The 26,062-nt window shown below is 59.6% G+C and carries 12 protein-coding genes and 9 pseudogenes; 7 read left to right on the top strand and 14 right to left on the bottom strand.

The annotated features are described in order from the left end of the window. Window positions 1-1,180, bottom strand: a pseudogene (hmpA, locus tag ACZZZP_RS07850) (NO-inducible flavohemoprotein). A 145-nt stretch (window positions 1,181-1,325) separates the two neighbouring features. On the opposite strand from hmpA, the pseudogene norR reads away from it, so the two are divergent. Continuing rightward, a pseudogene (gene norR, locus ACZZZP_RS07845) lies at window positions 1,326-2,883 on the top strand (nitric oxide reductase transcriptional regulator NorR). Between the two features lie 106 nt (window positions 2,884-2,989). Then, window positions 2,990-3,346: a 6-carboxytetrahydropterin synthase QueD gene (gene queD, locus ACZZZP_RS07840; protein WP_122451187.1), complete on the top strand. Its 357-nt coding sequence runs from the start codon at window positions 2,990-2,992 to the stop codon at window positions 3,344-3,346. A gap of 103 nt (window positions 3,347-3,449) precedes the next feature. Here queD and ACZZZP_RS07835 read toward each other — a convergent pair. The 4 genes and pseudogenes from ACZZZP_RS07835 to ACZZZP_RS07820 form a co-directional block, all read right to left on the bottom strand. Then, window positions 3,450-4,819 (bottom strand): annotated as a pseudogene (locus tag ACZZZP_RS07835) (DUF1329 domain-containing protein). Between the two features lie 28 nt (window positions 4,820-4,847). Then, a pseudogene (locus ACZZZP_RS07830) lies at window positions 4,848-6,804 on the bottom strand (DUF1302 domain-containing protein). Between the two features lie 359 nt (window positions 6,805-7,163). Further along, window positions 7,164-7,631 carry a DUF3859 domain-containing protein gene (locus ACZZZP_RS07825; RefSeq protein ID WP_122497125.1) on the bottom strand — a complete coding sequence of 156 codons (468 nt, stop codon included), beginning with the start codon at window positions 7,629-7,631 and terminating at the stop codon, window positions 7,164-7,166. 69 nt (window positions 7,632-7,700) lie between these two features. Continuing rightward, window positions 7,701-8,697, bottom strand: a pseudogene (locus ACZZZP_RS07820) (amidohydrolase family protein). Window positions 8,698-8,836: 139 nt separating this feature from the next. Here ACZZZP_RS07820 and ACZZZP_RS07815 point away from each other — a divergent pair. The 4 genes and pseudogenes from ACZZZP_RS07815 (at window position 8,837) to ACZZZP_RS07800 (ending at window position 12,466) form a co-directional block, all read left to right on the top strand. Continuing rightward, window positions 8,837-9,241, top strand: coding sequence for an OsmC family protein (locus tag ACZZZP_RS07815; protein ID WP_122497122.1), 405 nt, complete (start codon window positions 8,837-8,839; stop codon window positions 9,239-9,241). Between the two features lie 5 nt (window positions 9,242-9,246). Then, window positions 9,247-10,113 carry a pirin family protein gene (locus ACZZZP_RS07810; RefSeq protein ID WP_463536429.1) on the top strand — a complete coding sequence of 289 codons (867 nt, stop codon included), beginning with the start codon at window positions 9,247-9,249 and terminating at the stop codon, window positions 10,111-10,113. Between the two features lie 208 nt (window positions 10,114-10,321). Continuing rightward, window positions 10,322-11,974 (top strand): annotated as a pseudogene (locus ACZZZP_RS07805) (nitrite/sulfite reductase); the annotation flags it as partial. Continuing rightward, window positions 11,965-12,466 (top strand): annotated as a pseudogene (locus ACZZZP_RS07800) (DUF934 domain-containing protein). The pseudogenes ACZZZP_RS07805 and ACZZZP_RS07800, both read left to right, overlap by 10 nt. A gap of 508 nt (window positions 12,467-12,974) precedes the next feature. On the opposite strand, the gene sucD reads toward ACZZZP_RS07800, so the two are convergent. From sucD to sdhC, 9 genes and pseudogenes are all read right to left on the bottom strand, one after another. Beyond that, window positions 12,975-13,862, bottom strand: a complete 888-nt coding sequence (gene sucD, locus ACZZZP_RS07795) for a succinate--CoA ligase subunit alpha (protein WP_122451178.1) — start codon at window positions 13,860-13,862, stop codon at window positions 12,975-12,977. A 3-nt stretch (window positions 13,863-13,865) separates the two neighbouring features. Next, window positions 13,866-15,030 (bottom strand): annotated as a pseudogene (sucC, locus tag ACZZZP_RS07790) (ADP-forming succinate--CoA ligase subunit beta); the annotation flags it as partial. 163 nt (window positions 15,031-15,193) lie between these two features. Beyond that, window positions 15,194-16,630, bottom strand: coding sequence for a dihydrolipoyl dehydrogenase (lpdA, locus tag ACZZZP_RS07785; RefSeq protein ID WP_463536428.1), 1,437 nt, complete (start codon window positions 16,628-16,630; stop codon window positions 15,194-15,196). A gap of 65 nt (window positions 16,631-16,695) precedes the next feature. Next, a complete protein-coding gene (gene odhB, locus ACZZZP_RS07780) occupies window positions 16,696-17,931 on the bottom strand; it encodes a 2-oxoglutarate dehydrogenase complex dihydrolipoyllysine-residue succinyltransferase (protein WP_463382329.1) in 1,236 nt (411 codons plus the stop codon). A 77-nt stretch (window positions 17,932-18,008) separates the two neighbouring features. After that, a pseudogene (locus ACZZZP_RS07775) lies at window positions 18,009-20,844 on the bottom strand (2-oxoglutarate dehydrogenase E1 component). Between the two features lie 252 nt (window positions 20,845-21,096). Continuing rightward, entirely contained in the window at window positions 21,097-21,816 is a 720-nt protein-coding gene (locus ACZZZP_RS07770; RefSeq protein WP_122451280.1) for a succinate dehydrogenase iron-sulfur subunit, read from the bottom strand. 11 nt (window positions 21,817-21,827) lie between these two features. Next, window positions 21,828-23,600, bottom strand: a complete 1,773-nt coding sequence (gene sdhA, locus ACZZZP_RS07765; RefSeq protein ID WP_122497108.1) for a succinate dehydrogenase flavoprotein subunit — start codon at window positions 23,598-23,600, stop codon at window positions 21,828-21,830. Between the two features lie 3 nt (window positions 23,601-23,603). Beyond that, window positions 23,604-23,972 carry a succinate dehydrogenase, hydrophobic membrane anchor protein gene (sdhD, locus tag ACZZZP_RS07760; protein ID WP_122451172.1) on the bottom strand — a complete coding sequence of 123 codons (369 nt, stop codon included), beginning with the start codon at window positions 23,970-23,972 and terminating at the stop codon, window positions 23,604-23,606. Further along, window positions 23,966-24,352 (bottom strand): succinate dehydrogenase, cytochrome b556 subunit, encoded by a 387-nt coding sequence (sdhC, locus tag ACZZZP_RS07755; protein WP_206000775.1) that lies wholly within the window; start codon window positions 24,350-24,352, stop codon window positions 23,966-23,968. The genes sdhD and sdhC overlap by 7 nt, the downstream gene beginning before the upstream one ends. A gap of 350 nt (window positions 24,353-24,702) precedes the next feature. Between sdhC and gltA the strand changes: the two genes are divergently transcribed. Beyond that, entirely contained in the window at window positions 24,703-25,992 is a 1,290-nt protein-coding gene (gene gltA, locus ACZZZP_RS07750; RefSeq protein ID WP_463382328.1) for a citrate synthase, read from the top strand. Window positions 25,993-26,062: the final 70 nt, after the last annotated feature.

Raw genomic sequence — 26,062 nt, 5'->3', positions numbered from 1 at the left:
TTACTCCAGCTTCCCAGCCGGCCCAAAGAACTCGTAATAACACTGCTCCGCCGGCACCCCCAAACCGCGCAAGCTGCGGTTCACGTGGGCCATAAACGGTTGCGGGCCGAGGAAGTAGGCGTCGAAGTCGCGGCTCTCGGGTAGCCACTGGGCCAAGCGCTCTTCGGTCAAAAAGCCCTGTTCAATGTGCTGGTCTTCTTCACGCGGCTCGCTGTAGCAGTAGAAGCGTTTGAGCTGCGGATAGTCCTGCGCCTTTGTCTCCAGCCACGCCTGAAACCCATGCACCCCGCCATGCCGTGCGCAATGAATAAAGTGAATCTCGCGGCCACTGGGCAACGCCTGTTCCAACATGGCCAGTGCCGGGGTGATGCCAACGCCGGCGGTGATCAAGGCCAGCGGCTTGTCAGACGCCTGCAAGATAAACGCGCCCGCCGGTGGAAACAGTTCGAGGCTGTCGCCCACTTGCACCCGTTCGTGCAGGTAACCCGACACGCGCCCGCCTGGCTCACGCTTCACGCTGATGCGGTAGTCGCGCCCGTTCGGGGCGGCGGACAGCGAGTAATTGCGGCGCAGGTCATCGCCGTCGATTACCAGGCGCAACCCGATGTACTGGCCCGGCACGAAGTCCATCAGCGCCCCGCCGTCAGCCGGCACAAAGTAGAAGGAGGTGATTTCTTCGCTCTCCGCTTCTTTACGCGCCAGGCGGAATTGCCGACCACCGCGCCAGCCGCCTTCAGCCTGCTCGCTGGCGCTGTACATGTTTTCTTCAATGCCCATAAGCAGGTTCGACAATTGCCCGTACGCGGCGGCCCAGGCATCAATCACCTCGTCGGTCGCCACTTGCGCGCCCAGTACTTCGCGAATGGCGTTGAGCAGGCACGTGCCGACGATGGGGTAATGCTCGGGAAGAATCTGCAGCGCCACGTGCTTGTTCACGATCTGCCCCACCAGCGGCCCCAGGGCTTCCAGGCGGTCGATAAACTTGGCGTACATCAGCACCGCATTGGCCAGCGCCCGGGCTTGCGCACCACTGGCTTGGTGGGTTTGGTTGAACAGCGGGCGCACCTGCGGATAGTCGCGCAGCATGGTGTCGTAGAAATGCGTGGTCAGCGCTTCTGCCGCCAGATTCGAGCAGCGGCACGGTGGCTTTGATCAAAGCGGTTTGCGGGGCAGTGAGCATGAGTTCTTTCCCTAGGCTGTGGTAGGGTTTTTCGCCAGCTGAACATTCCAGTTTTCGTGCCACCTTTTTAGCCGTTTATTTTCAATGACTTACCAAAACTTAAAGTCGTTATGACACGAGTCCATACGACTCAAAGAGGGTCGTTATGACCGCCACTTCGCTGCTCAATGCATTTCTTCCTCTGGTGGCCGACCTGTCACGTGAGCTGCCGGAGAGCGAGCGTTACCGCCGTTTGCTCGACGCCCTGCGCGACCTGTTGCCGTGCGACGCCACTGCGTTATTGCGCCTGGAAGGCGAGCAACTGGTGCCCCTGGCCGTTCATGGTTTGAGCGCCGACACCCTGGGGCGGCGCTTTAAAGTGGCGGAGCACCCGCGTTTAAAAGCGCTGCTGGAAAACCGCGAGCCCGCACACTTCGCCGCCGACAGCGATTTGCCCGACCCGTATGACGGCTTGGTCGAAGGCGTGCACGGCCATCTGGAAGTGCACGACTGCATGGGCTGCTCGCTGTACCTCGACGACCGTCCGTGGGGCGTATTGACGCTCGACGCGCTGGACGCCGCCTGCTTCAGCCCCGCCGACCTGAACACCTTGGCGGCCTTTTCCAGCTTGGCGGCGGCCACCGTGAAAGCGGGCGAGCGCATCAGCCATCTGGCCCGCGATGCCCACGACCAACACCAACTCGCCGGAGGTCTACAAACAGGCGGCGGCCCAGGCGCAGACCAAAGAAATGATCGGTCAGAGCCCCGCCCATAAGCGTTTGGTGGAAGAGATTGCGGTGGTCGGCAACAGCGAACTGAGCGTGTTGATCAGCGGCGAAACCGGTGTCGGCAAGGAGTTGGTGGCCCAGGCCATTCACGCGCAGTCACCGCGCGCCAAGGCGCCGATGATCAGCCTCAATTGCGCCGCCTTGCCGGAAACCCTGGTGGAGAGCGAGCTGTTCGGCCACGTGCGCGGCGCGTTCTCCGGGGCGGTAAGCGAGCGGCGCGGCAAGTTCGAGCTGGCCGATGGCGGCACGTTGTTTCTCGACGAAGTGGGCGAACTGCCGTTGCCGGTGCAAGCCAGCCAGCTGCGGGTGCTGCAGAGCGGGCAACTGCAACGCGTGGGGTCGGACAAAGAGCACCACGTGAATGTGCGGGTGCTGGCGGCAACCAATCGCGACCTGGCCGAAGAGGTGCGCGCCGGTCGTTTCCGCGCTGACCTTTATCACCGCTTGAGCGTGTATCCGCTGCGGGTGCCGCCGTTGCGCGAACGGGCCGCGATGTGTTGCTGCTCGCCGGGTTTTTTCCTCGAAGACAACCGTCCGCGCCTGGGCTTGCGCAGCCTGCGCCTGGCGGCTGATGCGCAGGCGGCATTGCTGGCGTACGACTGGCCGGGCAATGTGCGCGAGCTGGAGCATTTGATCGGCCGCGCCTCGCTCAAAGCGCTGGCAGCGTGCCGCGAACGGCCACGAATTCCTCAGCCTCAACGCCGCCGACCTGGCCTTGCCCGACGCCCAGCCCGCTGCGCTGGGCCAGACCTTGGAAGTGCCAGCCGCTGAGGGTGCGGTGGGCGATTTACGCCAGCACCTCGACGACTATCAACGCCAACTGATCAGCGCCTGCCTGGCGCGTCATCAGGGAAGCTGGGCCGGCGCGGCGCGGAGCTGGGCCTGGACCGCGCCAACCTCAATCGCCTGGCCAAGCGCCTGAACCTGAAGGCGTAAGGCACTTTCATGACCGGCGAGACAAGCTCGCTATGGGTAAAGCCTGGGCCGAACTGCTAGACTCGCCGGCTGTTTTTGCCGCCCTCCCTTCTCAGAGCGTTACGTCGTGGAACTGTTTAAAGAATTCATCTTCGAAGCCGCACACCGTCTGCCCCACGTGCCTGACGGGCACAAATGCGGGCGCCTGCACGGCCATTCTTTCCGCGTTGCCATTTACATCGAAGGCGACGTCGATCCGTACACCGGCTGGATCCGCGACTTCTCCGAAATCAAAGCGATCTTCAAGCCGCTGTACGAGCAGTTGGATCACAACTACCTCAACGACATTCCCGGCTTGGAAAACCCCACCAGCGAAGTGCTCAGCAAGTGGATCTGGCAACAGCTCAAACCCCTGCTGCCCGAGCTGTCGCGCGTACGCATTCACGAAACCTGCACCAGCGGCTGCGAATACCGCGGCGATTGATTAGCAGCGTCGGCAATAACCTGTAGGAGCGGCTTTAGCCGCGATGCTTTTTTAGAGCAAGAGCATCGCGACTGAAGTCGCTCCCACAGGTTGCTCGCTGCGGTTAGCGCGAGGCTTTGCGGCGCAAGGCGGCGGGGCTGAAGTTGGCGTCGTCTGGCGAGGGCTTGCTGAAGTCGGCGGTGCCGGGTTCTTCGTTGTCGAGCCATTGCACGCTGTAGCGCCGCGCTTGCAGGTCGTGGAAGGTGTCCAGCGCGGTCCATACGGTGGGCAGCTCGTAGAAGCTTTTCAGGTAGGCCATGGACACGCGCCACAACTCCCCTCGCCCGTCGTATTGATCGACTACCGCCGCGCCCCAGCTGTCTTCGTCGAGGAACAGCGTGCGTTTGGAGTAGATGTGCCGCGCGCCCGCTTTCAATTTGCCTTCCACTACCCATACGCGGTGCAGTTCATAGCGCGCGTATTGCGGGTTTATGTGGCCGGGCTTTAGCAAGTCGTCGTATTTCACCGCCGGGCTGGTGAGCAGGTAGTTGTTGTAGGGAATGTAGATTTCCTTTACCGACCAGGGTCCAGTCGTATCGGTCTGGCGCGCCGTTGTACATGTCGGTGTCATCGGCAGTACGCAGGCCATCGGACGATTCAATTGGCGTGTCGTAGGCCAAGGTCGGCGCGCGGCGCACGCGGCGTTGGCCAGGGTTGTAGCCCCAGGCCTGGCGCGGCTCTTTGACCTGGTCGAGCATTTCCTGCACCAGTGCACCATTGCCGGCCAGGCGCGCCGGGGCGGTGGTGAAGGTCATGTAATAGAACAAGGTGTTGTTCAGTTCGCTGTAGTTGCTCTTGGGGTTGTAGAAGCGAAACAGCGCTTCGTCCTGCGAGGTCACGAGCGAGTATTGACCGTTGCGCTGCACGCCCGCCTCGGCCGAGCGGCGAATCACGTAGGTGCCGCGATACCGCACGATGTGGTTCCACACCGCTTCAACGCCGCTCTGCGGAATGGGAAACGGCGTGCCGCCATAGGCGTCGGCAAAGCCATTGCCACCGTCCAGCACTTTGGCGCTGGTGGCGTTGTTGAAGGTGTTGTCGTACACCCACTGCGGCGCCGAGCCGGTGCGGTGCGTGGGGTACACCGGCATCTGGAAGGTTTCCGGGTAGGCGTTGAACAAGGCGATCTGCCCCGCCGTGAGGCTGGCTTTGTACTGTTCCAGATTGCCTTTGGTGATGGTAAACAGCGGCTTCTCGCCGGCAAACGGGTCGACGTGGTGCGCGCCAGGGCCTTTGTAGCCGGCCGGCGCCTGGGTCATGCCCCCGGTCCAGGCGGGAATGGTGCCGGCGCCATTGCCGGCTTTCTCCAGCGCCTAGCGGCGTCAGGGTGGTTTTCAGCGTGGCGGCTTGCTGTGCAGAAACGCCGGCCAGGCTATCGGTGGTGCCGACGGCCAGCAGAATGGCGGCGAGCAGCAGTGAATTTTTGTTCAACATGCACGGTTCTCCAGAATTCTGTCAGGCATCAAAACGAGTACTTGGCGCTTAACGACACGTTGTCACGGTCGCGCATGGAATTATTGCGGCCGGCGCCGTAGTACTCGGTGTACTGCAGCCCGACTTCGAAGGCGTTCAGGTAGGTAGCGTCCATGCCCAGGGTGTATGCCTTGCGGCCTTCGATAAAGTTGCCGGTGCGGTCGGAGTTGCCCTGGAAGTCGTCTTGGTAAACCACGTACGGCGCCAACTTCACCCCGGCGTAAACGTCGTTCCAGGTGCCGGAAACCAGCAAGGTGTAGCCGTAGCTGTCGCGGGTAATCTGGTCGGAGTCGCCGTTTTCAGGGTCGACATAGGCCTTGTCGGTGGTGCTGGCGAATTTGCGCGTGCTGCCGTCATAGGCGCGGTATTTCAAGCTGCTGCCACGGATGTGTTGCCAGAGGCCACTTCGGCCACGCCCATGACCGAGTCAAAGCTGACCATGGGGCCGAAGTTGTAAATGGTGGAAAGCGAGATGTTGTAAGTTTCGGCGCGCTGGTAGTTTTCGAAGAGTTGCGAGCGGCACAGTTGTTTGCCTGCAACCGCTGCGCACGCCTTCGCCGCCAGCTATCGCGCTGTCTACCAATGGCGAACCGTTAACCCCCTGGATGAGCAGGTCACCTAGCAAGTCGTCGGTCGCGGCAATGCTGATTGGCGCGTTCGGCCGATACGCCAGTTCGCCGGAGAACGAGGCATCGCCCAGCGTAGTGTTAAAGCTGAAGCCGTACATGCGGATGTCTTCAACATAGTCGCGACGCGCCTGGGCATTCCCGGCCATATCAAAGGTAGCCAGTGCGCCCGCGAACTCAGGCGCTAGGCCGAAGCTGCCGAGTGCACCGCCTACGGTATTGAGATCGACGCCCTCGAATCCCGAAAGATCTATCGCAATCTGTGGCTCTTTGGCGTGGTAGTTGACGAAGTAAAAGCCGAATTCAGTAGAGTTGAGCTGTTCGGCCACGTACCTGAACGACACACCAAACTGACCGCTGTCATCGGCTTCGATGTCTTTGCCGATATTGGCAACCTTAAACACGGTGGTCTGTTCATTCAGGTAGGAGTTGGGACCAAAAGCCCCCGCACCTAATCCGCCTACGCCGAGAAACGAGGTGTATAGCGGCATCAGCGGCGCCAGGTCCGCGTTGTCCGTATACGCCGTATTCCCCCTCCGCGAACAGGTCCGTATCACCAAAATACGTACCCGCTGGGTCCAGCTGGGTCTCTTTCCATTTCCACTGATAAAACGCTTCCATCGACAAATCGTCGGTCAGCCCGACGTTGAAGCTGAAGGCTTCCATCGGCACCAATACTTCTTTGAGCTCGGAGCCCGGCAGGTGGAATTTGGCCGCGTCGACCGGGTTAATGGTGTTCACGCCACCGCGATAGAACACGCCCTCGCCCCAGCTCAATACCTGGCGGCCGACTTTGGCGGCGAGGGGTTTGTCGTAGATGTCCCAGTTGCCATACAGATACGCATCGAGAATCTGCGCTTTGCGCCCGGCGTTGTGGCGGGTGTCTTCGGTGAATTCGTTGTCGTTGGGGAAGTTCTGGCTGGGGCGCTCGACACCGCCGGTGGTGTCGTAATAGTCGTTGCGCTTGTCCATGATCTGCGTGTCGTAGAACGCCGTGCCGCGCACAAACGCGCCGTAGTTCTGGTATTTGACCGAGAGGTCGGAGGTGGCTTTGTACACTTCGGAAACCAGGCCGGTGTCGAAGTTGCGGTTGCCGTCGTCGGCGTTGATGTCGGTGACGTTGCCCTTGTCGCGGCCTTGCACGCGCCACATTGAGCCGTATGAAAGGGTGGTGTCCAACGAGCCAGTTACTTCGTTGTCGGCAAAGCTGAACTCAGCGCCCTGCGCGGCCCCCGCCACCAGCAATGGCAGTAACGCCATCGTTGCCCCCGCCCGCCATGGGCGCCCCTTTCCGTTGGAACCGCACACACGTGTGTTCATCGACAACGCTCCCTATACGCCAAGATTATTTGGGCAGCGCTAATGGCCACCCTGTTTTTTATTCATCTCTCGGCTGCTGAAGGTCGGCGCGCACGCAACTGCGACCTGCAACAGAAACTCCATCGTCCCTGGTGGCGTCACCGTGACTGGCGCACACGTTTCGAGTTGGTACGATAGTGCAGGCAAAGTAACAAAGTGTTGCCTCGCTGCCAACTGGTGGGAAGAAATTAGCTGGTTGTGGGGAATGCGTACGGAATTTCGAGGGCTTTACGCGGGCGGCAGCCTGGATCTCCGCCTGCGCGGGGATGACGGCGTGTTTGGTGAGTACGGCGGCTTCGGGCTCGGTGGAGCGGGGAAATTTACTGCACGGTGAAGCGCTTTTCGGCTAGCAGGCGGTCGCCCTGGAAGACCATGAAATGCCAGTCGCCTTTTACCAATTCGTTGTATTCGCTGAACTCGAATGCCATTACGTCTTGCGGGGCGCCGACCACCAGCTTCTGCTCGACCACCAGTTTGTCGTGGCGACCATCGGCGGATTGGATGCCGGGGGTGAGGTACAGCAGGGTCAGCGGCGTGTCGTCGATTTTCTTGTTCGCCAGGGTGTAGCGAATACCGAATTTGGTGCCGAGCTTGGCGGGAATCACATCCGTCGGCTGAATCGCTTGTTTGCTGCGGGTCAGCACGCGCTCGCCCGGTTGCAGGTCGGTGGCGGTGGTTTCGAAAATGCCGAACTCAACCGGGCCTTCGACCCGCACTTCGGCCTGGGCCAACTGGCTGACTGCACACAGCAGCAACGCCGCCAACGAACTCTTACGGATGACTTGCATGTCGCGCTCCTTAGTTTTGGATGGCGCGAGCTTATGACCATGCAATGACAGACTGATGACAGTGCCGCGTTACGGCGCCGGCTGTTTCAGATTTCGCGGCAGCACGGCAAGAAAGTTATCGCGGGCAACTTTCTGCGCGACGTCGGCCGGCAGCGCATCGAGAAACGGGTCGAAGCCGCTTAGCTCTTTCCCCACGTTGTCGAACTTGCCCACCACATCGGAGCCGAGCATAAAACGCTCCGGGTAGCGTTTAACCAGCGCCACCCAATCGGCATCCGGCTTGCCCTGCTCGTCTAGCAAATACGGGTGCAAGACGCTCCACGACAGGTCGATATACAAATTCGGGTACGCCTCGAGCATGCGTTGCGCGCGTCGGCAGCACGAAATCCAGCTTGGTCTGATGGCGGTGCAGTTCCATGCTCGTGCCGGCGTGCGCCCAGATGAACCGCGTGTGCGGATGGTTACGCAGCGGCTCTTCGATTTCGGCCAGGTAGAGCGGATTTTTCTCGCGCTTGGAGGTGATGTTGCCGTGCAGCAGCACCGGAAGATCATGCTCGGCGGCCAGGTGATAGACGCGCGCCATGGCTTCGTTGTTGGCCCTTGGCGTGTCACCGGAAGTGATAGCTGTCAGGTCATCGTGGCGGGTGAACACCTCGCCGATGCCTTGCCAGAAATCGGGGTACAGCTTGAGCATCCGTGCGATATGGGCGTCGGCGTTTTTATCCACTGGGTTAAAGCCGGACAAAAACGGGTGGAAGCGCTCGCGCTGTTTGGGGCTGAGCTCGCCCAACGCAGCAGCGACGTAGAAATCGGTGGCGCTGTACCAGTAGGCATCGGCGTCATCGCCGGCGTAATAACGGGGGCGCTTGGGTTCGTCTTCGTGCCATTTCTTGGCCAAGGGGATGCCGGCGATCATCACGTGGTCGACGCGGTTTGCGTCCATCTGTTTTAGCAACGCCGGCATGCCCTCGGTTTCCTGGAAGAAATCGACGTAGTGCAAATGGGCGTCGGTGTAGTGGTAGTCGCGGGCGTGGCTGGGCTGGCAAGCAGCAGCGTGAGAAAGAATGTGGCAATGAACGTGGGCTGACTGGACAACGCTTCGCTCCCTGAAAGTGCGTGACAAGCATAGACCCCGCGTCGGGCTTGCAGGTTCAAGCGGCGCCAAGCACGATGCTCTACCACGCCCTTCGACGCCGAGATGTGCCATGACCATAACCATCACCAGCCAGTCCGCCACCAGCTATCGCCACGACATTCAGATCGCCGAATTGGCACCGTTGGCGACGGACATGCCGACCGAACTGGGCGGCGAAAGCTCGGCGCCAGACCCGCACGATTACTTCGACACCGCCCTCGGCGCCTGCAAAGCCCTGACCGTCACGCAATATGCCCGCGCCCGTGGCATGCCGCTGACCGGAATTAAGGTGGCGGTCAGCCGCGACGCCAGCAAAGAGCGTGAAGGCCATTACACCTTGGCGGTCAGCCTGACGCTGGAAGGCGAGCTCACCGATGAACAGCGCGCCAAGTTGTTGGCCATCGCCGACAAATGCCCGGTGCACAAGCTGATGACCAGCACTGAGATTCACGTCGACACCCAACTTGCTGAGTAATCGTTATGGCCGCTCCCCTGGTGATTCGCCCCCGCCCCGAAGACGTTGAAGGCCAGCCGATTTTGCGGCCGCTGCCGTCCGCGCAATGCCGCAGCGTGGGGCCGTTTGTGTTCTTCGATCACATCGTCAGCAACCACTACACCGCGCCGGGCACCGGCATGAATGTGCGTCAGCACCCGCACATCGGCCTATCAACGCTGAGCTATCTGTTTGAAGGCGCCCTGCTGCACAAAGACAGCCTCGGCTCGGATCAGCGCGTAGGGGCTGGCGATGTCAGCTATATGACGGCTGGCAACGGCGTTGCCCATGTTGAGCGCACCCCAAGCGAGCTATGGGAAACCGGTTCGCAGCTGCACGGCCTCCAACTGTGGTTGGCCCTGCCGCAGCACCTGGAACAAGGCGCGCCGAGCTACAGCCATCACGGCGTTGCCGAGTTGCCCGCGAGCGAGGCGCTGGGGGTGAAGATTCGGTTGGTGGCCGGCGAAGGCTTCTGCCTTAAATCTCCCGTGCCGGTGCCGACGCCCACCCTGCTTGCCGACATTTATATGAGCACCGGCTCGGCGCAATTTGTTGCCGCCGAACACGAGCAACGCGCGCTGTACCTGATCAGCGGCGAAGCGCGACTGGAAGACGAGCCGTTGTCGCCACGCAGCATGGTTGTGCTGCCGGCCGGTGAAACCTACACGCTGTTCGCCGAAAGCGACTGCCAGATCATCATGGTCGGCGGCAGCCCTCTGGATGGTCCACGGCGCATGAACTGGAATTTCGTCGCCAGCGACTCGGCGCTGATTGACCGCGCGCGGGCGAAATGGGCAGCCGGCGATTGGCCGACGGTGCCAGGCGAAACGGAACGAATCGAGCTGCCGCGATAGGGGTTTTCCTAAGGTTCACGAGGGCCTTTCAAGGCGGCTTGTAGGGCTGCGCGTTAAAGCCCACCGCTCTTAGCACCATAAGTTTCGTTCTTATACTAAAACATCACTTTTGCGCATAAACCTGAACTGGTATCTTCCCCCGGCTCCGCAAGGAGTGCGCGGCCGTGCGCGCTGATTTGGCAGTAAGTAGCCTGAAAACAGGACCCGTATGTACGTCTACGACAGTTACGATCAAGACATCATCGAGAGCCGCGTCAAGCAGTTCCGTGATCAGACCCGCCGTTATCTGGCTGGCGAACTTTCTGGCGAAGAATTTCGCCCGTTGCGCTTGCAGAATGGTCTTTATATCCAGCGTTTTGCGCCGATGCTTCGCGTGGCCGTGCCCTATGGCCTGCTGTCGTCGGCACAGGTGCGCATGATGGCCAAGATCGCCCGCGACTACGACAAGGGCTACGCGCACATCAGTACCCGCCAGAACGTGCAGTTCAACTGGCCGGAACTGGAGGACGTACCGGAAATTCTTGCCGAGCTGGCCACCGTGCAAATGCACGCGGTACAGACCAGCGGCAACTGCATTCCGCAACACCACCACCGACCACTTCGCCGGCGTGGCCAAAGACGAAATCGTGGACCCGCGCCCCTGGTGCGAAATCATTCGTCAGTGGTCGACCTTCCACCCCGAGTTCTCGCACCTGCCGCGCAAGTTCAAGATCGCCGTCAACGGCGCCGTGAGCGACCGCGCGGCCATCGAAGTGCATGACATCGGCCTGGAAGCGGTGAAGAACGAAGCCGGCGAGCTGGGCTTCCGCGTCTCGGTCGGTGGCGGCCTGGGCCGTACGCCAATCGTTGGCAGCTTCATCAACGAATTCCTGCCGTGGCAGCACCGTGATCAGCTACCTCGACGCCATCCTGCGTGTGTACAACCGCTATGGCCGCCGCGATAACAAGTACAAGGCGCGCATCAAGATCTTGGTGAAAGCACTGACGCCGGACGTATTCGCCGAACGCGTTAACGCCGAATGGGCGCATTTGAAAGACGGCCCCACCACCCTGACCGAAGCGGAAGTGGCACGCGTTGCCGCCCACTTCGTTGATCCGGCCTACAAAGCGCTAGAAGACCAGACCGACGCCCTCGCCGCCTTGCGCGCCGAGCACCCCGGTTTTGATCGTTGGGCCAGCCGCAACGTGTTCGCCCACAAAAAGCCGGGCTACGTCGCCGTGACTCTGTCGCTGAAGCCCACCGGCGTTGCCCCTGGCGACGTGACCGACAAGCAGCTCGACGTTATCGCCGACCTGGCCGATCGCTACAGCTTTGGCGAAGTGCGCAACAGCCATAACCAGAACATCATTCTGGCCGACGTCGAGCAAAGCCAGCTGTTCACCCTGTGGGGCGAGCTGCGCGAAAACGGCTTCGCCACGCCAAACGTGGGCTTGCTGACCGACATCATCTGCTGCCCGGGCGGCGACTTCTGCTCGCTGGCAAACGCCAAGTCGATTCCGATTGCCGAAGCCATCCAGCGCCGTTTCGACGACCTGGACTACCTGTTCGACATCGGCAATATCGACCTGAACATTTCCGGCTGCATGAACGCGTGCGGTCACCACCACGTAGGCCACATCGGCATTCTGGGCGTGGACAAGAAAGGTCAGGAGTTCTACCAGGTCTCCTTGGGCGGCAGCTCGGGTCGCGACGCCAGCCTGGCGCAGATTCTCCGGCCCATCGTTCGCCGAAAAAGACATGGCGGACGTGGTCAGCAAAATCATCGACGTGTACGTGGAAACCCGTCACGAAGAAGAAAGCTTCCTCGACACCTTCCGCCGTGTCGGCATTGACCCGTTCAAGGAGCGCGTATACGGCAGCGAATCATTAAGAACGGTCAGCTGGTCGACGAAACCTGGCACCTGCTGCCCAAGGACGCGACGCTGGAAGGCGTGTCCAACTGCGACGACCTGATCGTACCGCTGGGCCTGTACGTGGAACACAGCAGCGCTCTGGAAAGCCCGCGACGGCGGTCTCGGCGTATGGCTGGAAGCCGGTGAAGAAATTGAAGAGATCGCCGATCAACTGGACAACTTCCAGGTCATCGCCCTGAACTTCCCCGCCTTCACCGACGGCCGCCACTCCTCCACCGCCTACATGCTGCGCACCCGCTACGGCTACAAGGGCGAAATCCGCGCCATTGGCGATGTGCTCCGCGACCAACTCTGGGCCCTGCACCGCTGCGGCTTCGACGCCTTCGCCCTGCGCGAAGACAAAGACCCGGACGATGCGCTGAAAGCCTTCAGCGAATTCAACGAGGTTTACCAAGCGTCCGCTGACGAGCCTCTGCCCCTCTTTCGAAGAAGGGCATAAACAAAAAAGCCCGCAGATGCGGGGCTTTTTTGTGGGCGTGGTTTGGGTTTTGCGGGCGCGGCTACCTTCGCATGTTTTGTTTCTGTAGGAGCGGCTTCAGCCGCGATGCTCTTTACGATCAAAAGCATCGCGGCTAAAGCCGCTCCCACAGGGACCCACAAGCTCTTGTAACAGGCGCCATGGTCGAGATCTCCGGGGCTAAGGTCAGGCAAGGCGCGGTCGTCCGGGAAAGCGCAGCGTACTGCAGTACGTGAGCATTTACCGGGCGAGCGCAACGCAGCATGGCCGACGACCCGGAGATCGCAGCGCTGCTCTTCAAACAGGCGCCACGGTCGAGATCTCCGGGGCTAAGGTCAGGCAAGGCGCGGGCGCTCCTGAAAGCGCAGCGTACATTTAGTACGTGAGCATTTCAGGAGCGTTCGCAACGCAGCATGGCCGACGACCCGGAGATCGCGGGGGCAAAAAAAAGACCACCCCGAGGGGTGGCCTTTTACTTGCCCAAACGCAATTACGCGTTTTTGGCGGTCCAGCCGGTCAGCTCGGCTAGCGCCTTGCCAATATCAGCCAGCGAACGCACGGTTTTAACACCTGCGTCCTGCAGCGCTGCGAATTTCTCGTCAGCGGTGCCTTTACCACCAGAGATGATGGCGCCTGCGTGGCCCATGCGCTTGCCTGGAGGGGCAGTCACACCAGCGATGTAGGAAACCACTGGTTTGGTCACGTGAGCTTTGATGTAAGCAGCGGCTTCTTCTTCAGCCGAACCACCGATTTCTCCGATCATGACGATGGCTTCGGTTTTCGGGTCTTCCTGGAACAGCTTCAGGATGTCGATGAAGTTGGAGCCTGGGATCGGGTCACCGCCGATGCCGACGCAGGTGGACTGACCGAAACCGGCGTCAGTGGTCTGCTTAACAGCTTCGTAGGTCAGGGTGCCGGAACGCGAAACGATGCCGACTTTGCCTGGCAGGTGAATGTGACCAGGCATGATGCCGATCTTGCATTCGCCCGGAGTGATCACGCCTGGGCAGTTAGGGCCGATCAGGCGTACGCCCAATTCGTCGCACTTAACCTTGGCTTCCAGCATGTCGATGGTCGCGATGCCTTCGGTGATGCACACGATCAGCTTGATGCCACCGAAAGCGGCTTCCAGGATCGAGTCTTTGCAGAAAGGAGCCGGAACGTAGATCACGCTGGCGGTAGCGCCAGTTTTCTCTACAGCTTCTTTCACGGTGTTGAAGACTGGCAGGCCCAGGTGAGTGGTGCCGCCTTTGCCCGGAGTCACGCCGCCAACCATTTGGGTGCCGTAGGCAATGGCTTGTTCGGAGTGGAAAGTACCCTGCGAGCCGGTGAAGCCCTGGCAGATAACTTTGGTGTCTTTATTGATCAGGACGCTCATTACTTTGCCCTCCGCAGCTTTGACGACTTGCTGAGCAGCGTCGGTCAGGCTGGTTGCCGCGATGATGTTCAGGCCGCTTTCTGCCAGTACCTTGGCGCCCAGTTCAGCGTTGTTGCCTTCAAGGCGCACAACCACCGGGATTTTCACGCCAACTTCTTTCACTGCGCCAATGATGCCTTCGGCAATCATGTCGCAACGAACGATGCCGCCGAAGATGTTCACCAGAACAGCTGCAACGTTGGTGTCGGACAGAATAATTTTGAACGCTTCGGTAACGCGTTCTTTGGTAGCGCCGCCGCCTACGTCGAGGAAGTTGGCTGGCTTGCCGCCGTGCAGGTTGACGATGTCCATGGTACCCATGGCCAGGCCGGCACCGTTGACCATGCAGCCAATGTTGCCTTCCAGGGCTACGTAGTTCAGCTCGAACTTGGCAGCATGGGCTTCACGTGGGTCATCTTGCGACGGGTCATGCATGGCGCGCAGTTTTGGCTGGCGGTACATGGCGTTGGCGTCGATGTTGATCTTGGCGTCGAGGCAGTGCAGGTTGCCGTCAGCTTTGATTACCAGCGGGTTCACTTCCAGCAGTGCCAGGTCGTAGTCCTGGAACAGTTTGGCCAGGCCAACGAAGATGTGGGTGAACTGCTTGATCTGGTCGCCTTGCAGGCCCAGTTGGAAGGCCAGGTCGCGACCTTGGTACGGCTGAGCGCCAACCAATGGATCGATAGTGGCTTTGAGGATCTTCTCCAGGGGTGTCGTGAGCGATCTTCTCGATGTCCACGCCGCCTTCAGTGGAGGCCATGAACACGATGCGACGGCTGGAGCGGTCAACGACTGCGCCCAGATACAGCTCTTTGGCGATATCGGTGCAGGACTCAACCAGAATCTGGTTGACCGGCTGGCCGTTGGCGTCGGTCTGGTAGGTCACCAGACGCTTGCCCAGCCACTGAGCGGCGAAGGCCTTGGCCTCGTCCTTGTTCTTGACCAGTTTCACACCACCGGCTTTACCGCGACCACCTGCGTGGACCTGGGCTTTGACAACCCACTCGGTGCCACCAATTTTGTCGCAGGCCTCAGCGGCCGCTTCCGGGGTGTTTACTGCAAAGCCTTTGGATACGGGCAGGCCGTACTCAGCAAACAGTTGCTTACCCTGATACTCGTGAAGATTCATGCTTGTCTACCGTCTTCGTTAGGTATTGCGCATTCGACGCTGCGTGATAGTTGCCGCGCCACCTGTGACCGTTTTCTAGAAACAGTCCGCCTGGGCATTCCGCGGTGCGTCTTCGGTGTGAAGATGCACGACGGGCCGCCCGGCGTGGTTCTTGTTGTCGCTATTAACGCTTCTTGCGGTTGGCGATGTGGATGGCGCCGCCATTCACTGCCAAGGCCGCTTCGTGCAGCGCTTCGGACATGGTTGGGTGCGAGAACACCATCATGCCGAGGTCTTCGGCACTGGTGCCAAATTCCATACCGATAGCGCCTTGTTGCACCAGCTCGGCAGCAGCCGGGCCGATTACGTGAACGCCCAGAACGCGGTCAGTCTTGGCATCGGCGATGACTTTGACGAAACCGGCGGTGTCGTTGGCAGCCATGGCGCGGCCGCTGGCAGCGAACGGGAAGGTGCCGACGTTGATGGCAACGCCTTCAGCCTTGAGCGCTTGCTCGGTTTTGCCAACCCATGCGATTTCCGGGTGGGTGTAGATAACCGATGGCACCAGGTCGTAGTTCATTTGCGCTTTGTGGCCGGCGATACGCTCGGCAACCATCACGCCCTCTTCCGAGGCTTTGTGCGCGAGCATGGCGCCACGTACCACGTCACCAATGGCGTAAACGCCTGGGACGCTGGTGGTGCAGTGGTCGTCAACGAAGATGTAACCGCGCTCGTCGAGGTCGACGCCGCTGTTTGCTGCCAGCAACTCGGTAGTTACCGGGCGACGGCCTACGGCCACGATCAGCTTGTCGAATACCTGCTTCTGCTCGCCTTCGGCGTCAGTGTAGGTAACGGTGACTTGCTTCTTCTTCACTTCCGAACCGGTTACGCGAGCGCCCAGTTTGATTTTCAGACCCTGCTTGGTGAGGATCTTCAGTGCTTCCTTGGCAATGGCTTCGTCAGCCGCTGGCAGGAACTTGTCGAGTGCTTCGAGCACGGTCACTTCGGCACCCAGACGGGCCCATACCGAACCCAGCTCCAGACCGATAACGCCAGCGCCAATCACGCCAAGGGTTTTCGGTACGGCTTGGAAATCCAGAGCGCCGGTGGAGTCGACGATAACGTCCTGATCTACCGGAGCTGGCGGGATGTCTACGGGACGCGAGCCGGAGGCCAGAATCACGTTGTCGGCTTCGTAGACAACCGCTTTGCCGTCAAGGCCGGTCACTTCAACCTGCTTGTTCGCCAGCAGTTTGCCGTGGCCTTCGAGCAGGGTCACACCGTTGGCCTTGAACAGGGTGGCAACGCCGCCAGTCAAGTTTTTAACGATGGTGTCTTTGCGCGCAACCATGGCCGGTACGTCGATAGAGACGTTCTTGGCGCTGATGCCGTGCACAGCGAAGCCTTCGTGGGCTTCGTGGAATTTGTAGGAGCTGTCGAGCAACGCCTTGGATGGAATGCAACCGACGTTCGGGCAGGTACCGCCCAAGGCAATTTTGCCTTCCTTACCCTGATATTTCTCGACACAGGCAGTTTTCAAACCCAGTTGAGCGGCCTTGATAGCGGCTACATAGCCTCCTGGGCCAGCACCGATCACTACCACGTCAAATTTTTGCGTCATAACTCATTCCTTTTCGGATGAAACCGGACAGCCCCTTTTGGGGGCCGCCGTGATCAGAGAACGGATTAGATATCCAGCAACAGGCGCGCCGGATCCTCCAGCAGGTTCTTGATCGTTACCAAGAAGCTCACGGCCTCCTTGCCATCGATCAGACGGTGGTCGTAAGACAACGCCAAGTACATCATTGGACGGATGACAACCTGACCATTGATTGCCATCGGGCGCTGAATGATGTTGTGCATGCCAAGAATGGCAGCCTGCGGCGGGTTGACGATCGGGGTCGACATCATCGAACCGAAGGTGCCGCCGTTAGTGATGGTGAAGGTGCCGCCAGTCATCTCGTCGATGGACAGCTTGCCCTCTTTGGCCTTCTTGCCGAAGGTGGCGATGCCGTTTTCGACTTCTGCCAGGCTCATCAGTTCGGCGTTACGCAGAACCGGAACCACCAGGCCACGGTCGCTGGAGACGGCAACGCCGATGTCCTGGTAGCCGTGGTACACGATGTCGGTACCGTCGATCGACGCGTTCACCGCCGGGAAGCGCTTGAGGGCTTCAACCGAGGCTTTGACGAAGAACGACATGAAGCCCAGGCGCACGCCGTTGTGGGTCTTCTCGAACAGGTCTTTGTATTTGCTGCGCAGGGCCATCACTTCAGTCATGTCGACTTCGTTGAAGGTGGTCAGCATGGCCATGGTCGACTGAGCTTCAACCAGACGCTCGGCCACTTTGGCGCGCAGGCGGGTCATCGGAACGCGTTTTTCCACGCGGTCGCCAGCAGCGAAAACCGGAGCCGCAGCAGCAGGTGCGGCAGCGGCTTTGGCCGGTGCAGCCGGAGCGTTTTTCTTCGCTTCGATGGCAGCAACCACGTCTTCTTTAGTAACGCGACCGCCTTTACCGCTGGCAGCGATGCTGTTGACGTCGATGCCGTTTTCTTCAGCCAGCTTGCGCGCGGCTGGAGCGAGAATCAGGTCTTCGGACTTGGCAGCCGGGGCAGCAGCCGGAGCGGCAGCAGCGCTGGCAGCAGGAGCCGGTGCAGCGGCGGCTGGAGCGGCAGCAGCGCCGGCGCCATCACCGAGTTTGCCCAGCAGTTCGCCGCTGAGCACGGTGTCGCCTTCATTCTTGACGATTTCAGCCAGAACGCCGTCGGCCTCAGCCAGCACTTCCATAACCACTTTGTCGGTTTCGATGTCGACGATCAGGTCGTCGCGCTTGACGGCGTCGCCCGGCTTCTTGTGCCAGGTAGCAACGGTGCCGTCAGCAACCGATTCCGGAAATTGCGGGGCTTTGATATCGATAGCCATTGTGTACGGTTCCTTAAATTCGGGTTCTTCAGCAAACGGGCTGCAGGATCGCTGCAGCCCGTTGTGGGACGAAGGCGTTAAACAGTAAAGGCGTCCTGCAGCAGTTTTTCCTGCTGCTCGGCGTGCATCGAAGCGTAACCACAGGCCGGAGCAGCAGAGCCTTCACGGCCGGCGTACTCGAGGAACAGGCCTTTTTTGTGCGCGCTGGTAACACGACGCATGTGGTGCTGACTGCAATACCAAGCGCCCTGGTTCATCGGTTCTTCCTGACACCAGACCACGTGCTCCAGGTTCTTGTACGGAGCAAGCACCTCGGCCAGATCGTCTTCAGGGAACGGATACAGCTGCTCGATACGCACGATGGCAGTATCGTCGCGGCCTTCGGCACGGCGCTTTTCCAGCAGGTCGTAGTAGACCTTGCCGCTGCACAGTACCAACCGTTTCACTTTCTTCGGATCGAGTGCATCGATCTCCGGAAGTACCGTTTGGAACGAACCCTCGGCCAAATCTTCCAGGGTCGAAATGGCCAATTTGTGCCGCAGCAGCGACTTGGGCGTCAATGCGGACCAATGGCTTACGCAGCGGGCGGATCACCTGGCGACGCAGCATGTGGTAGACCTGCGCCGGGGTAGTCGGCACGCACACCTGAATGTTGTGCTCAGCGCACAGCTGCAGGTAACGCTCCAGACGCGCCGAGCTGTGCTCAGGCCCCTGCCCTTCATAACCGTGCGGCAGCAACATGGTCAGACCGCACAGACGGCCCCACTTGTGCTCGCCACTGGTGATGAACTGGTCGACAACCACTTGTGCACCGTTGGCGAAGTCACCGAACTGCGCTTCCCAGATCACCAACGCATCCGGCTTGGTGGTCGAGTAGCCATATTCGAAGGCCAGCACGGCTTCTTCGGACAGCAGCGAGTCGTACAGGTCGAAACGCGGCTGACCTTCGTACAGGTGCTTCAACGGAACGTGAGTGCCGGCGTCCTTCTGGTTATGCAGCACCGCGTGACGGTGCGAGAAGGTGCCACGGCCAACGTCTTGGCCGGTCAGGCGAATCGGGTGCCCGTCGAACAGCAAGGTGCCGTACGCCATGGTTTCGGCGAAGCCCCAGTTGATCGGCAAGCCACCGGCAGCCATCTTCTGGCGGTCTTCGAGAATTTTCGAAACCTGACGCTGAACCACGAAACCTTCCGGCACTTCCAGCAACTTGGTTGCAAGTTCCTGCAGGGTTTTCAGCGGTACACGGGTGTCGTGACGCGCAGTCCAGGCGTGGCCCAGGTACGGACGCCAGTCCACGAACAACTCTTTGTTCGGCTCTTTGACCAGGCTTTTTACAACGTGCAGACCGTTGTCCAGCGCATTGCGGTAGTCGTCGACCTTGTGCTGAACGCTGTCGGCATCAAGGCTGTTGGACTGGATCAACGCGTCGGCATACAGCTCACGGGTGGTGCGCTGCTTGGCGATTTGCTGGTACATCAAAGGCTGGGTGCCGTTCGGCTCGTCGGCCTCGTTGTGGCCGCGACGACGGTAGCAAACCAGGTCGATTACCACGTCACGCTTGAATTGCATGCGGTAGTCGATGGCCAGCTGGGTCACGAACAACACGGCTTCCGGATCATCACCGTTTACGTGCAGGATCGGCGCCTGAATCATCTTGGCGACGTCGGTGCAGTACTCGGTGGAACGGGAGTCTTCCGGGTTGCTGATGGTGAAGCCAACCTGGTTGTTGATCACGATGTGGATCGTGCCGCCAGTCTTGAAGCCGCGGGTCTGCGACATCTGGAAGGTTTCCATGACCACACCCTGACCGGCGAACGCCGCGTCACCGTGCAGGGAAACCGGCAGAACCTTGTCACCGGTGGTGTCGTTGCGACGGTCTTGACGGGCGCGAACAGAGCCCTCAACCACTGGCGAAACGATTTCCAGGTGAGACGGGTTGAACGCCATGGCCAAGTGCACTTCACCGCCAGTGGTCATCACGTTGGATGAGAAACCCTGGTGGTACTTCACGTCGCCGGAACCCAGCTCAACCAGCTTCTTCTTGCCTTCGAACTCATCGAACAGGTCGCGCGGGTTTTTACCGAAGGTGTTGACCAGCACGTTGAGACGGCCACGGTGGGCCATGCCGATGACGATTTCTTTGGTGCCGTAGGAACCGGAACGCTGAATCAGCTCGTCGAGCAGCGGAATCAAGCTCTCGCCACCTTCCAGACCGAAACGCTTGGTGCCCGGGTACTTGGTGCCCAGGTATTTTTCCAGGCCTTCAGCGGCGGTGAGGCGCTCGAGCAGATGGCTCTGAACCTCAGGGGAAACCGTCGGACGACCGCGCACGCTTTCCAGACGCTGCTGGAACCACTTGCGTTGCTCGGAATCGACGATGTGCGTGAACTCGGCGCCAATGGTGCGGCAATATGTCTGCTGCAGAGCCACGTAGATCTCGCGTAACGTCGCCTCCTCTTTACCGATGTAAAGCTCACCGGTACGGAAGGTTGTGTCGAGATCGGCATCAGTCAGGCCGTAATGATTGATCGCCAGATCAGCCGGTGCCGGGCGCTGCCACAGACCGAGCGGATCGAGCTGAGAGGCCTGATGGCCACGCATCCGATACGCCTGAATCAGTCGCAAGACTTCGACCTGCTTCTTCTCGTGCTCACTGCTCACGCTGCCGGCAGACACCGGTTGAGCGCGACGCTGGTTCTTGGCCAGCAACACGAAATGATCGCGCACCGTCGAGTGGGAAACGTCATTGGTGACGTTGCCATCGGCCGGCAGCTTCTGGAAGTAGGTGCGCCACTCTTCTGGCACAGCGTTGGGATCGTGCAGGTAGAGCTCGTAGAGCTCTTCCACGTAGGCAGCGTTACCACCGGATAGGTGGGCACTGTCCCACATGCGCTGCATCACGCTTTCTTGCATGCTTGGTCACCCTCGGTAAGGGGACACCACCGGCGTGGAAACCGCATGAAATTACCCAGCCCAAAACCAGCGACCTGGTAAAGCCACTTCGGATCCCGCAGATAGTCCGGGTACCAGCCCGGATGCCCCTGCTGGTCGTCAATTTTTTCAAAGTGAGGGCCGCCGCCTTTTGGGTAGCGACCCGGTCTTAAACTACGGCGCCGAAAGGTCGGCGCCGCAGGTATTGCTGGTTATGCAGGTATTGCCAGTAAATCAGGTACCGCTGTGTAGCAACATGCTGCGTACGTGGCCGATTGCCTTGGTCGGGTTGAGACCCTTAGGGCAGACGTTCACGCAGTTCATGATCCCGCGGCAGCGGAATACGCTGAACGGGTCATCAAGTGCAGCCAGACGCTCTTCGGTGTGGGTGTCGCGGCTGTCGGCCAGGAAACGATAGGCTTGCAGCAGCGCAGCTGGACCGAGGAACTTGTCCGGGTTCCACCAGAACGAAGGGCACGACGTCGAGCAGCACGCACACAGAATGCACTCGTACAGACCGTCGAGCTTTTCACGCTCTTCTGGGGTCTGCAGACGCTCGATAGCCGGCGCCGGAGTATTGTTCTGCAGGAAAGGTTTCACCTTTTCGTACTGCTTGTAGAAGATGCTCATGTCGACGACCAGGTCACGGATAACCGGCAAACCTGGCAGTGGACGAACGATCAGCTTGTTGCCCTTCACTACAGCCGAAATCGGCGTGATGCAGGCCAGGCCGTTCTTACCGCTGATGTTCATGCCGTCGGAGCCACAAACACCCTCACGGCAGGAACGGCGATACGAGAAGCCCTGATCCTGTTCTTTGATCAACGCCAGAACGTCCAGCACCATCAGGTCTTTGCCGTCGATATCGACGTTGAAGTCCTGCATGAACGGTGCGGCATCCGTTTCCGGGTTGTAGCGGTAAACGCTAACTTGCAGAGTTTTACCAAGAGACATAATGGCCACCCTTAATAAGTACGAATTTTGGGTTCAAACGCCGGAACAGTCTTAGGCGCGAAGTTGACGGCACGCTTGGACACACGCTTCTCGCCTGGGAAATACAGGGAGTGGCAGAGCCAGTTTTCGTCATCCCGATCTTCGTAGTCTTCACGAGCATGAGCACCACGAGATTCCTTGCGGACTTCAGCGGCAATGGCAGTGGCTTCGGCCACTTCCAGCAGGTTCTGCAACTCGAGCGCTTCGATGCGCGCGGTGTTGAAGGCCTGACTCTTGTCGTCGATCTTGACGGCAGCGATGCGGCCACGCAGGTCAGCCAACTGAGCAATACCCTTCTGCATGTATTCGCCGGTACGGAATACACCGAAGTAGTTCTGCATGCAGCTCTGCAGTTCCTTACGCAGGGACGCAACGTCTTCGCCGCTGGTGCGCTCGTTCAGGCCATTCAAACGCGCCAGAGCAACATCAACGTCGGTTTCAGTGGCACGACGATAGTCGACGCCTTCTTTCAGAGTTTGTTCCAAGTGGATGCCGGCCGCACGACCAAACACCACCAGGTCGAGCAACGAGTTGCCGCCCAGACGGTTGGCACCGTGCACCGATACGCACGCCACTTCGCCTACTGCGAACAGGCCCGGAATGATGTGGTCGTTACCCGCAGCATCCTGAGTGATCGCCTGGCCATGAATGTTGGTGGCAACGCCGCCCATCATGTAGTGGCAAGTTGGAACCACAGGAACCGGAGCAACAACCGGGTCAACGTGGGCGAAGGTCTTCGACAGTTCGCAGATACCTGGCAGACGGCTGTGAAGTACTTCCTCGCCCAAGTGGTCGAGTTTCAGCATCACGTGGTCGCCATCCGGACCGCAACCGTTGCCAGCGATGATTTCTTTAACCATCGAACGGGCAACCACGTCACGACCAGCCAGGTCTTTCGCGTTCGGAGCGTAACGCTCCATGAAACGCTCGCCGTGCTTGTTGATGAGGTAACCACCTTCACCACGGCAGCCTTCGGTAACCAGTACACCAGCGCCGGCGATACCGGTGGGGTGGAACTGCCACATTTCGATGTCTTGTACCGGCACGCCAGCACGCAGCGCCATACCAACACCATCACCGGTGTTGATCAGGGCGTTGGTAGTCGACGAGTAGATACGGCCCGCACCGCCCGTTGCCAGCACGGTGGCGTTGGCGCGGATGTACGAGGTTTCACCGGTTTCGATGCAGATAGCGATGATGCCGACGAAAACGCCGTCCTGGTTCTTCACCAGATCCACTGCATAGTATTCGTTGAGGAATACCGTGTTGGCTTTCAGGTTGGCTTGATACAGCGTGTGCAGCAACGCGTGACCGGTACGGTCAGCAGCAGCGCATGTACGGGCAGCCTGGCCGCCTTTGCCGAAGTCTTTCGACTGGCCACCGAACGGACGCTGATAGATGCGGCCTTGTTCGGTACGGGAGAACGGCAGACCCATGTGCTCGAGTTCGAACACCGCTTCCGGGCCCACGGAACACATGTACTCGATAGCGTCCTGGTCACCGATGTAGTCGGAGCCTTTGACGGTATCGTACATGTGCCAGCGCCAATCATCGTTCGGGTCGGCCGACGCGATGGCGCAGGTGATACCGCCTTGTGCCGACACAGTGTGCGAGCGGGTCGGGAACACCTTGGTGACTACTGCAGTCTTGTGGCCGCCTTGGGCCAGCTGCAGTGCGGCGCGCATCCCGGCACCGCCACCACCAATAATGATGGCATCGAAGGAAAGCGTATTAATGTTAGCCATGAATCAGATACCCCAAAGAATCTGCACGCCCCAGACGAAGTAAGCGAACATGGCGATGCCACACGCTGCCTGGAACAGAAAACGCACACCGGTCGCCCACTTGCCCAACGCCATTTGCGTCAGGTAGTCGGTGGAAATCGTCCACATGCCGACCCAGGCGTGAACGCCCAGAGCAACGAGCGCCAACAGGCTGAAAATGCGCATCCAGTTCTGTGAGAACAGACCATGCCAGACGGTGTAGTCCAGGCCTGGGTGAACCACGAGGTATCCGATCAGGAAAAGGAAATAAGCCGCGAGTACAACCGCAGACACGCGCTGGGCCATCCAGTCATATAGCCCGGAGCGTGAGAAGTTCGTGACGTTAGTTACCATATCCATACTCCCGCCAGCACAATCACTACCGCCGAAACGACGAGTACGATTTGCGAGCCCAGCTTGCCGCCTTCCAGCGTCTCACCAACGCCCACGTCCATAATCAGATGGCGAATACCTGCCACCAAGTGATACAGCAGAGCGGAGAGCAGGCCCCAAATCACAAACTTGGCCAGAGGGCTGGCCAGAAACGCGGCCACCTGCTTGAAGCCATCCTCGGACTCGAGGGACTTGTCGAGTGCGTACAGCAGCACAGCGAGGCCCACGAAAAGGATGACACCGGAGATCCGGTGCAAGATGGACGTGTAAGCAGTGACTGGGAGTTTGATCGTCCTTAAGTCTAGGTTTACAGGTCTTTGGCTATTCACGGCTTTTTTCACACTGAAGGGCCCCTAACAATCAGGGCAAAGTTGTCGGGAAGTGCACTGGTCAGAACCCACTACCCAGGGAGTGACAACCTCCAGAATAAAGGCTCCAAGTGCCCCTGGCGGTCGGTGGGGGAGTATAGACAGTTAGGTTACTAATGACAACGAAAAGGCCTACCCCAAACCGCTCATTGCGCTTACTTGGCAAAAGGCGTAAATAGCGCCCAAAAAGACACGAAACACCGCTGCAAGCCTTCTGGCGCATGGGTTCCGGTAAATTGACTTTAGGATTTATCTCTCTATAGTGTGGCGGGCCCTGCGTGGGGGGCAGTCTGGTGATTTCAAGCATAAATAGGAGGCCACACATGGCTGACAAAAAAGCGCAGTTGATCATCGAGGGCGCAGCCCCCGTCGAGCTGCCCGTTTTATCCGGCACCGTTGGTCCCGATGTTGTAGATGTGCGGGGCCTGACCGCCACGGGCCATTTCACTTTTGATCCTGGCTTTATGTCGACCGCCTCGTGCGAGTCGAAGATCACCTATATCGACGGTGACAAAGGCATCCTGTTACACCGCGGCTACCCGATCGAGCAATTGGCCGAGCAGTCCGACTACCTCGAAACCTGCTACCTGCTGCTCAATGGCGAACTGCCAACCGAAGAGCAGAAAGCCAAGTTCGTCAGCACCGTAAAGAACCACACCATGGTTCACGAGCAGCTGAAAAGCTTCTTCAACGGCTTCCGTCGCGACGCTCACCCGATGGCCATCATGTGCGGTGTAGTAGGGGCCCTCTCGGCCTTCTACCACGACTCGCTGGACATCAATAATCCGCAGCACCGCGAGATTTCGGCCATTCGCCTCGTAGCGAAAATGCCGACCCTGGCGGCCATGGTTTACAAGTACTCCATGGGTCAGCCGATGATGTATCCGCGCAACGACCTGACCTACGCTGAAAACTTCCTGCACATGATGTTCAACACCCCCTGCGAGATCAAACCGATCAGCCCGGTGTTGGCCAAGGCAATGGACCGGATCTTCATCCTCCACGCCGACCACGAACAAAACGCTTCCACCTCTACCGTACGCCTGGCTGGCTCTTCGGGTGCTAACCCGTTCGCCTGTATCGCTGCCGGTATCGCTGCGCTCTGGGGCCCTGCCCACGGCGGCGCCAACGAAGCCGTGCTGACCATGCTCGACGAGATTGGCAGCGTCGATAACATCGACACCTTCATTGCCAAGGCCAAAGACAAGAACGATCCGTTCAAGTTGATGGGCTTCGGTCACCGCGTTTACAAAAACCGTGACCCACGCGCCACCGTGATGAAGCAGACCTGCGACGAAGTGCTGAAAGAACTCGGCATCAAAAACGACCCGCAGCTGGAACTGGCTATGCGCCTGGAAGAGATCGCACTCACCGATCCGTACTTCAAGGAACGCAACCTGTACCCGAACGTCGACTTCTACTCGGGCATCATCCTCAAAGCGATCGGCATTCCGACCAGCATGTTCACCGTAATCTTCGCCCTGGCGCGGACTGTCGGCTGGATCTCGCACTGGAAAGAAATGCTCTCCAGCCCGTACAAAATTGGCCGTCCGCGCCAGCTTTATACCGGCTATGAGCAGCGCGACATTACTGCGCTGAAAGACCGCAAATAAGCGTTACGCGAGCAATAAAAAACCCCGCAATGCGGGGGTTTTTTATTGCTTCGTCGAACCTGTAGGAGCG

Source organism: Pseudomonas sp. AC211 (genome assembly GCF_979258055.1).
The sequence above is the reverse complement of the archived record's forward strand: the minus strand, read 5'-3'. Positions and strand labels throughout refer to the sequence as shown.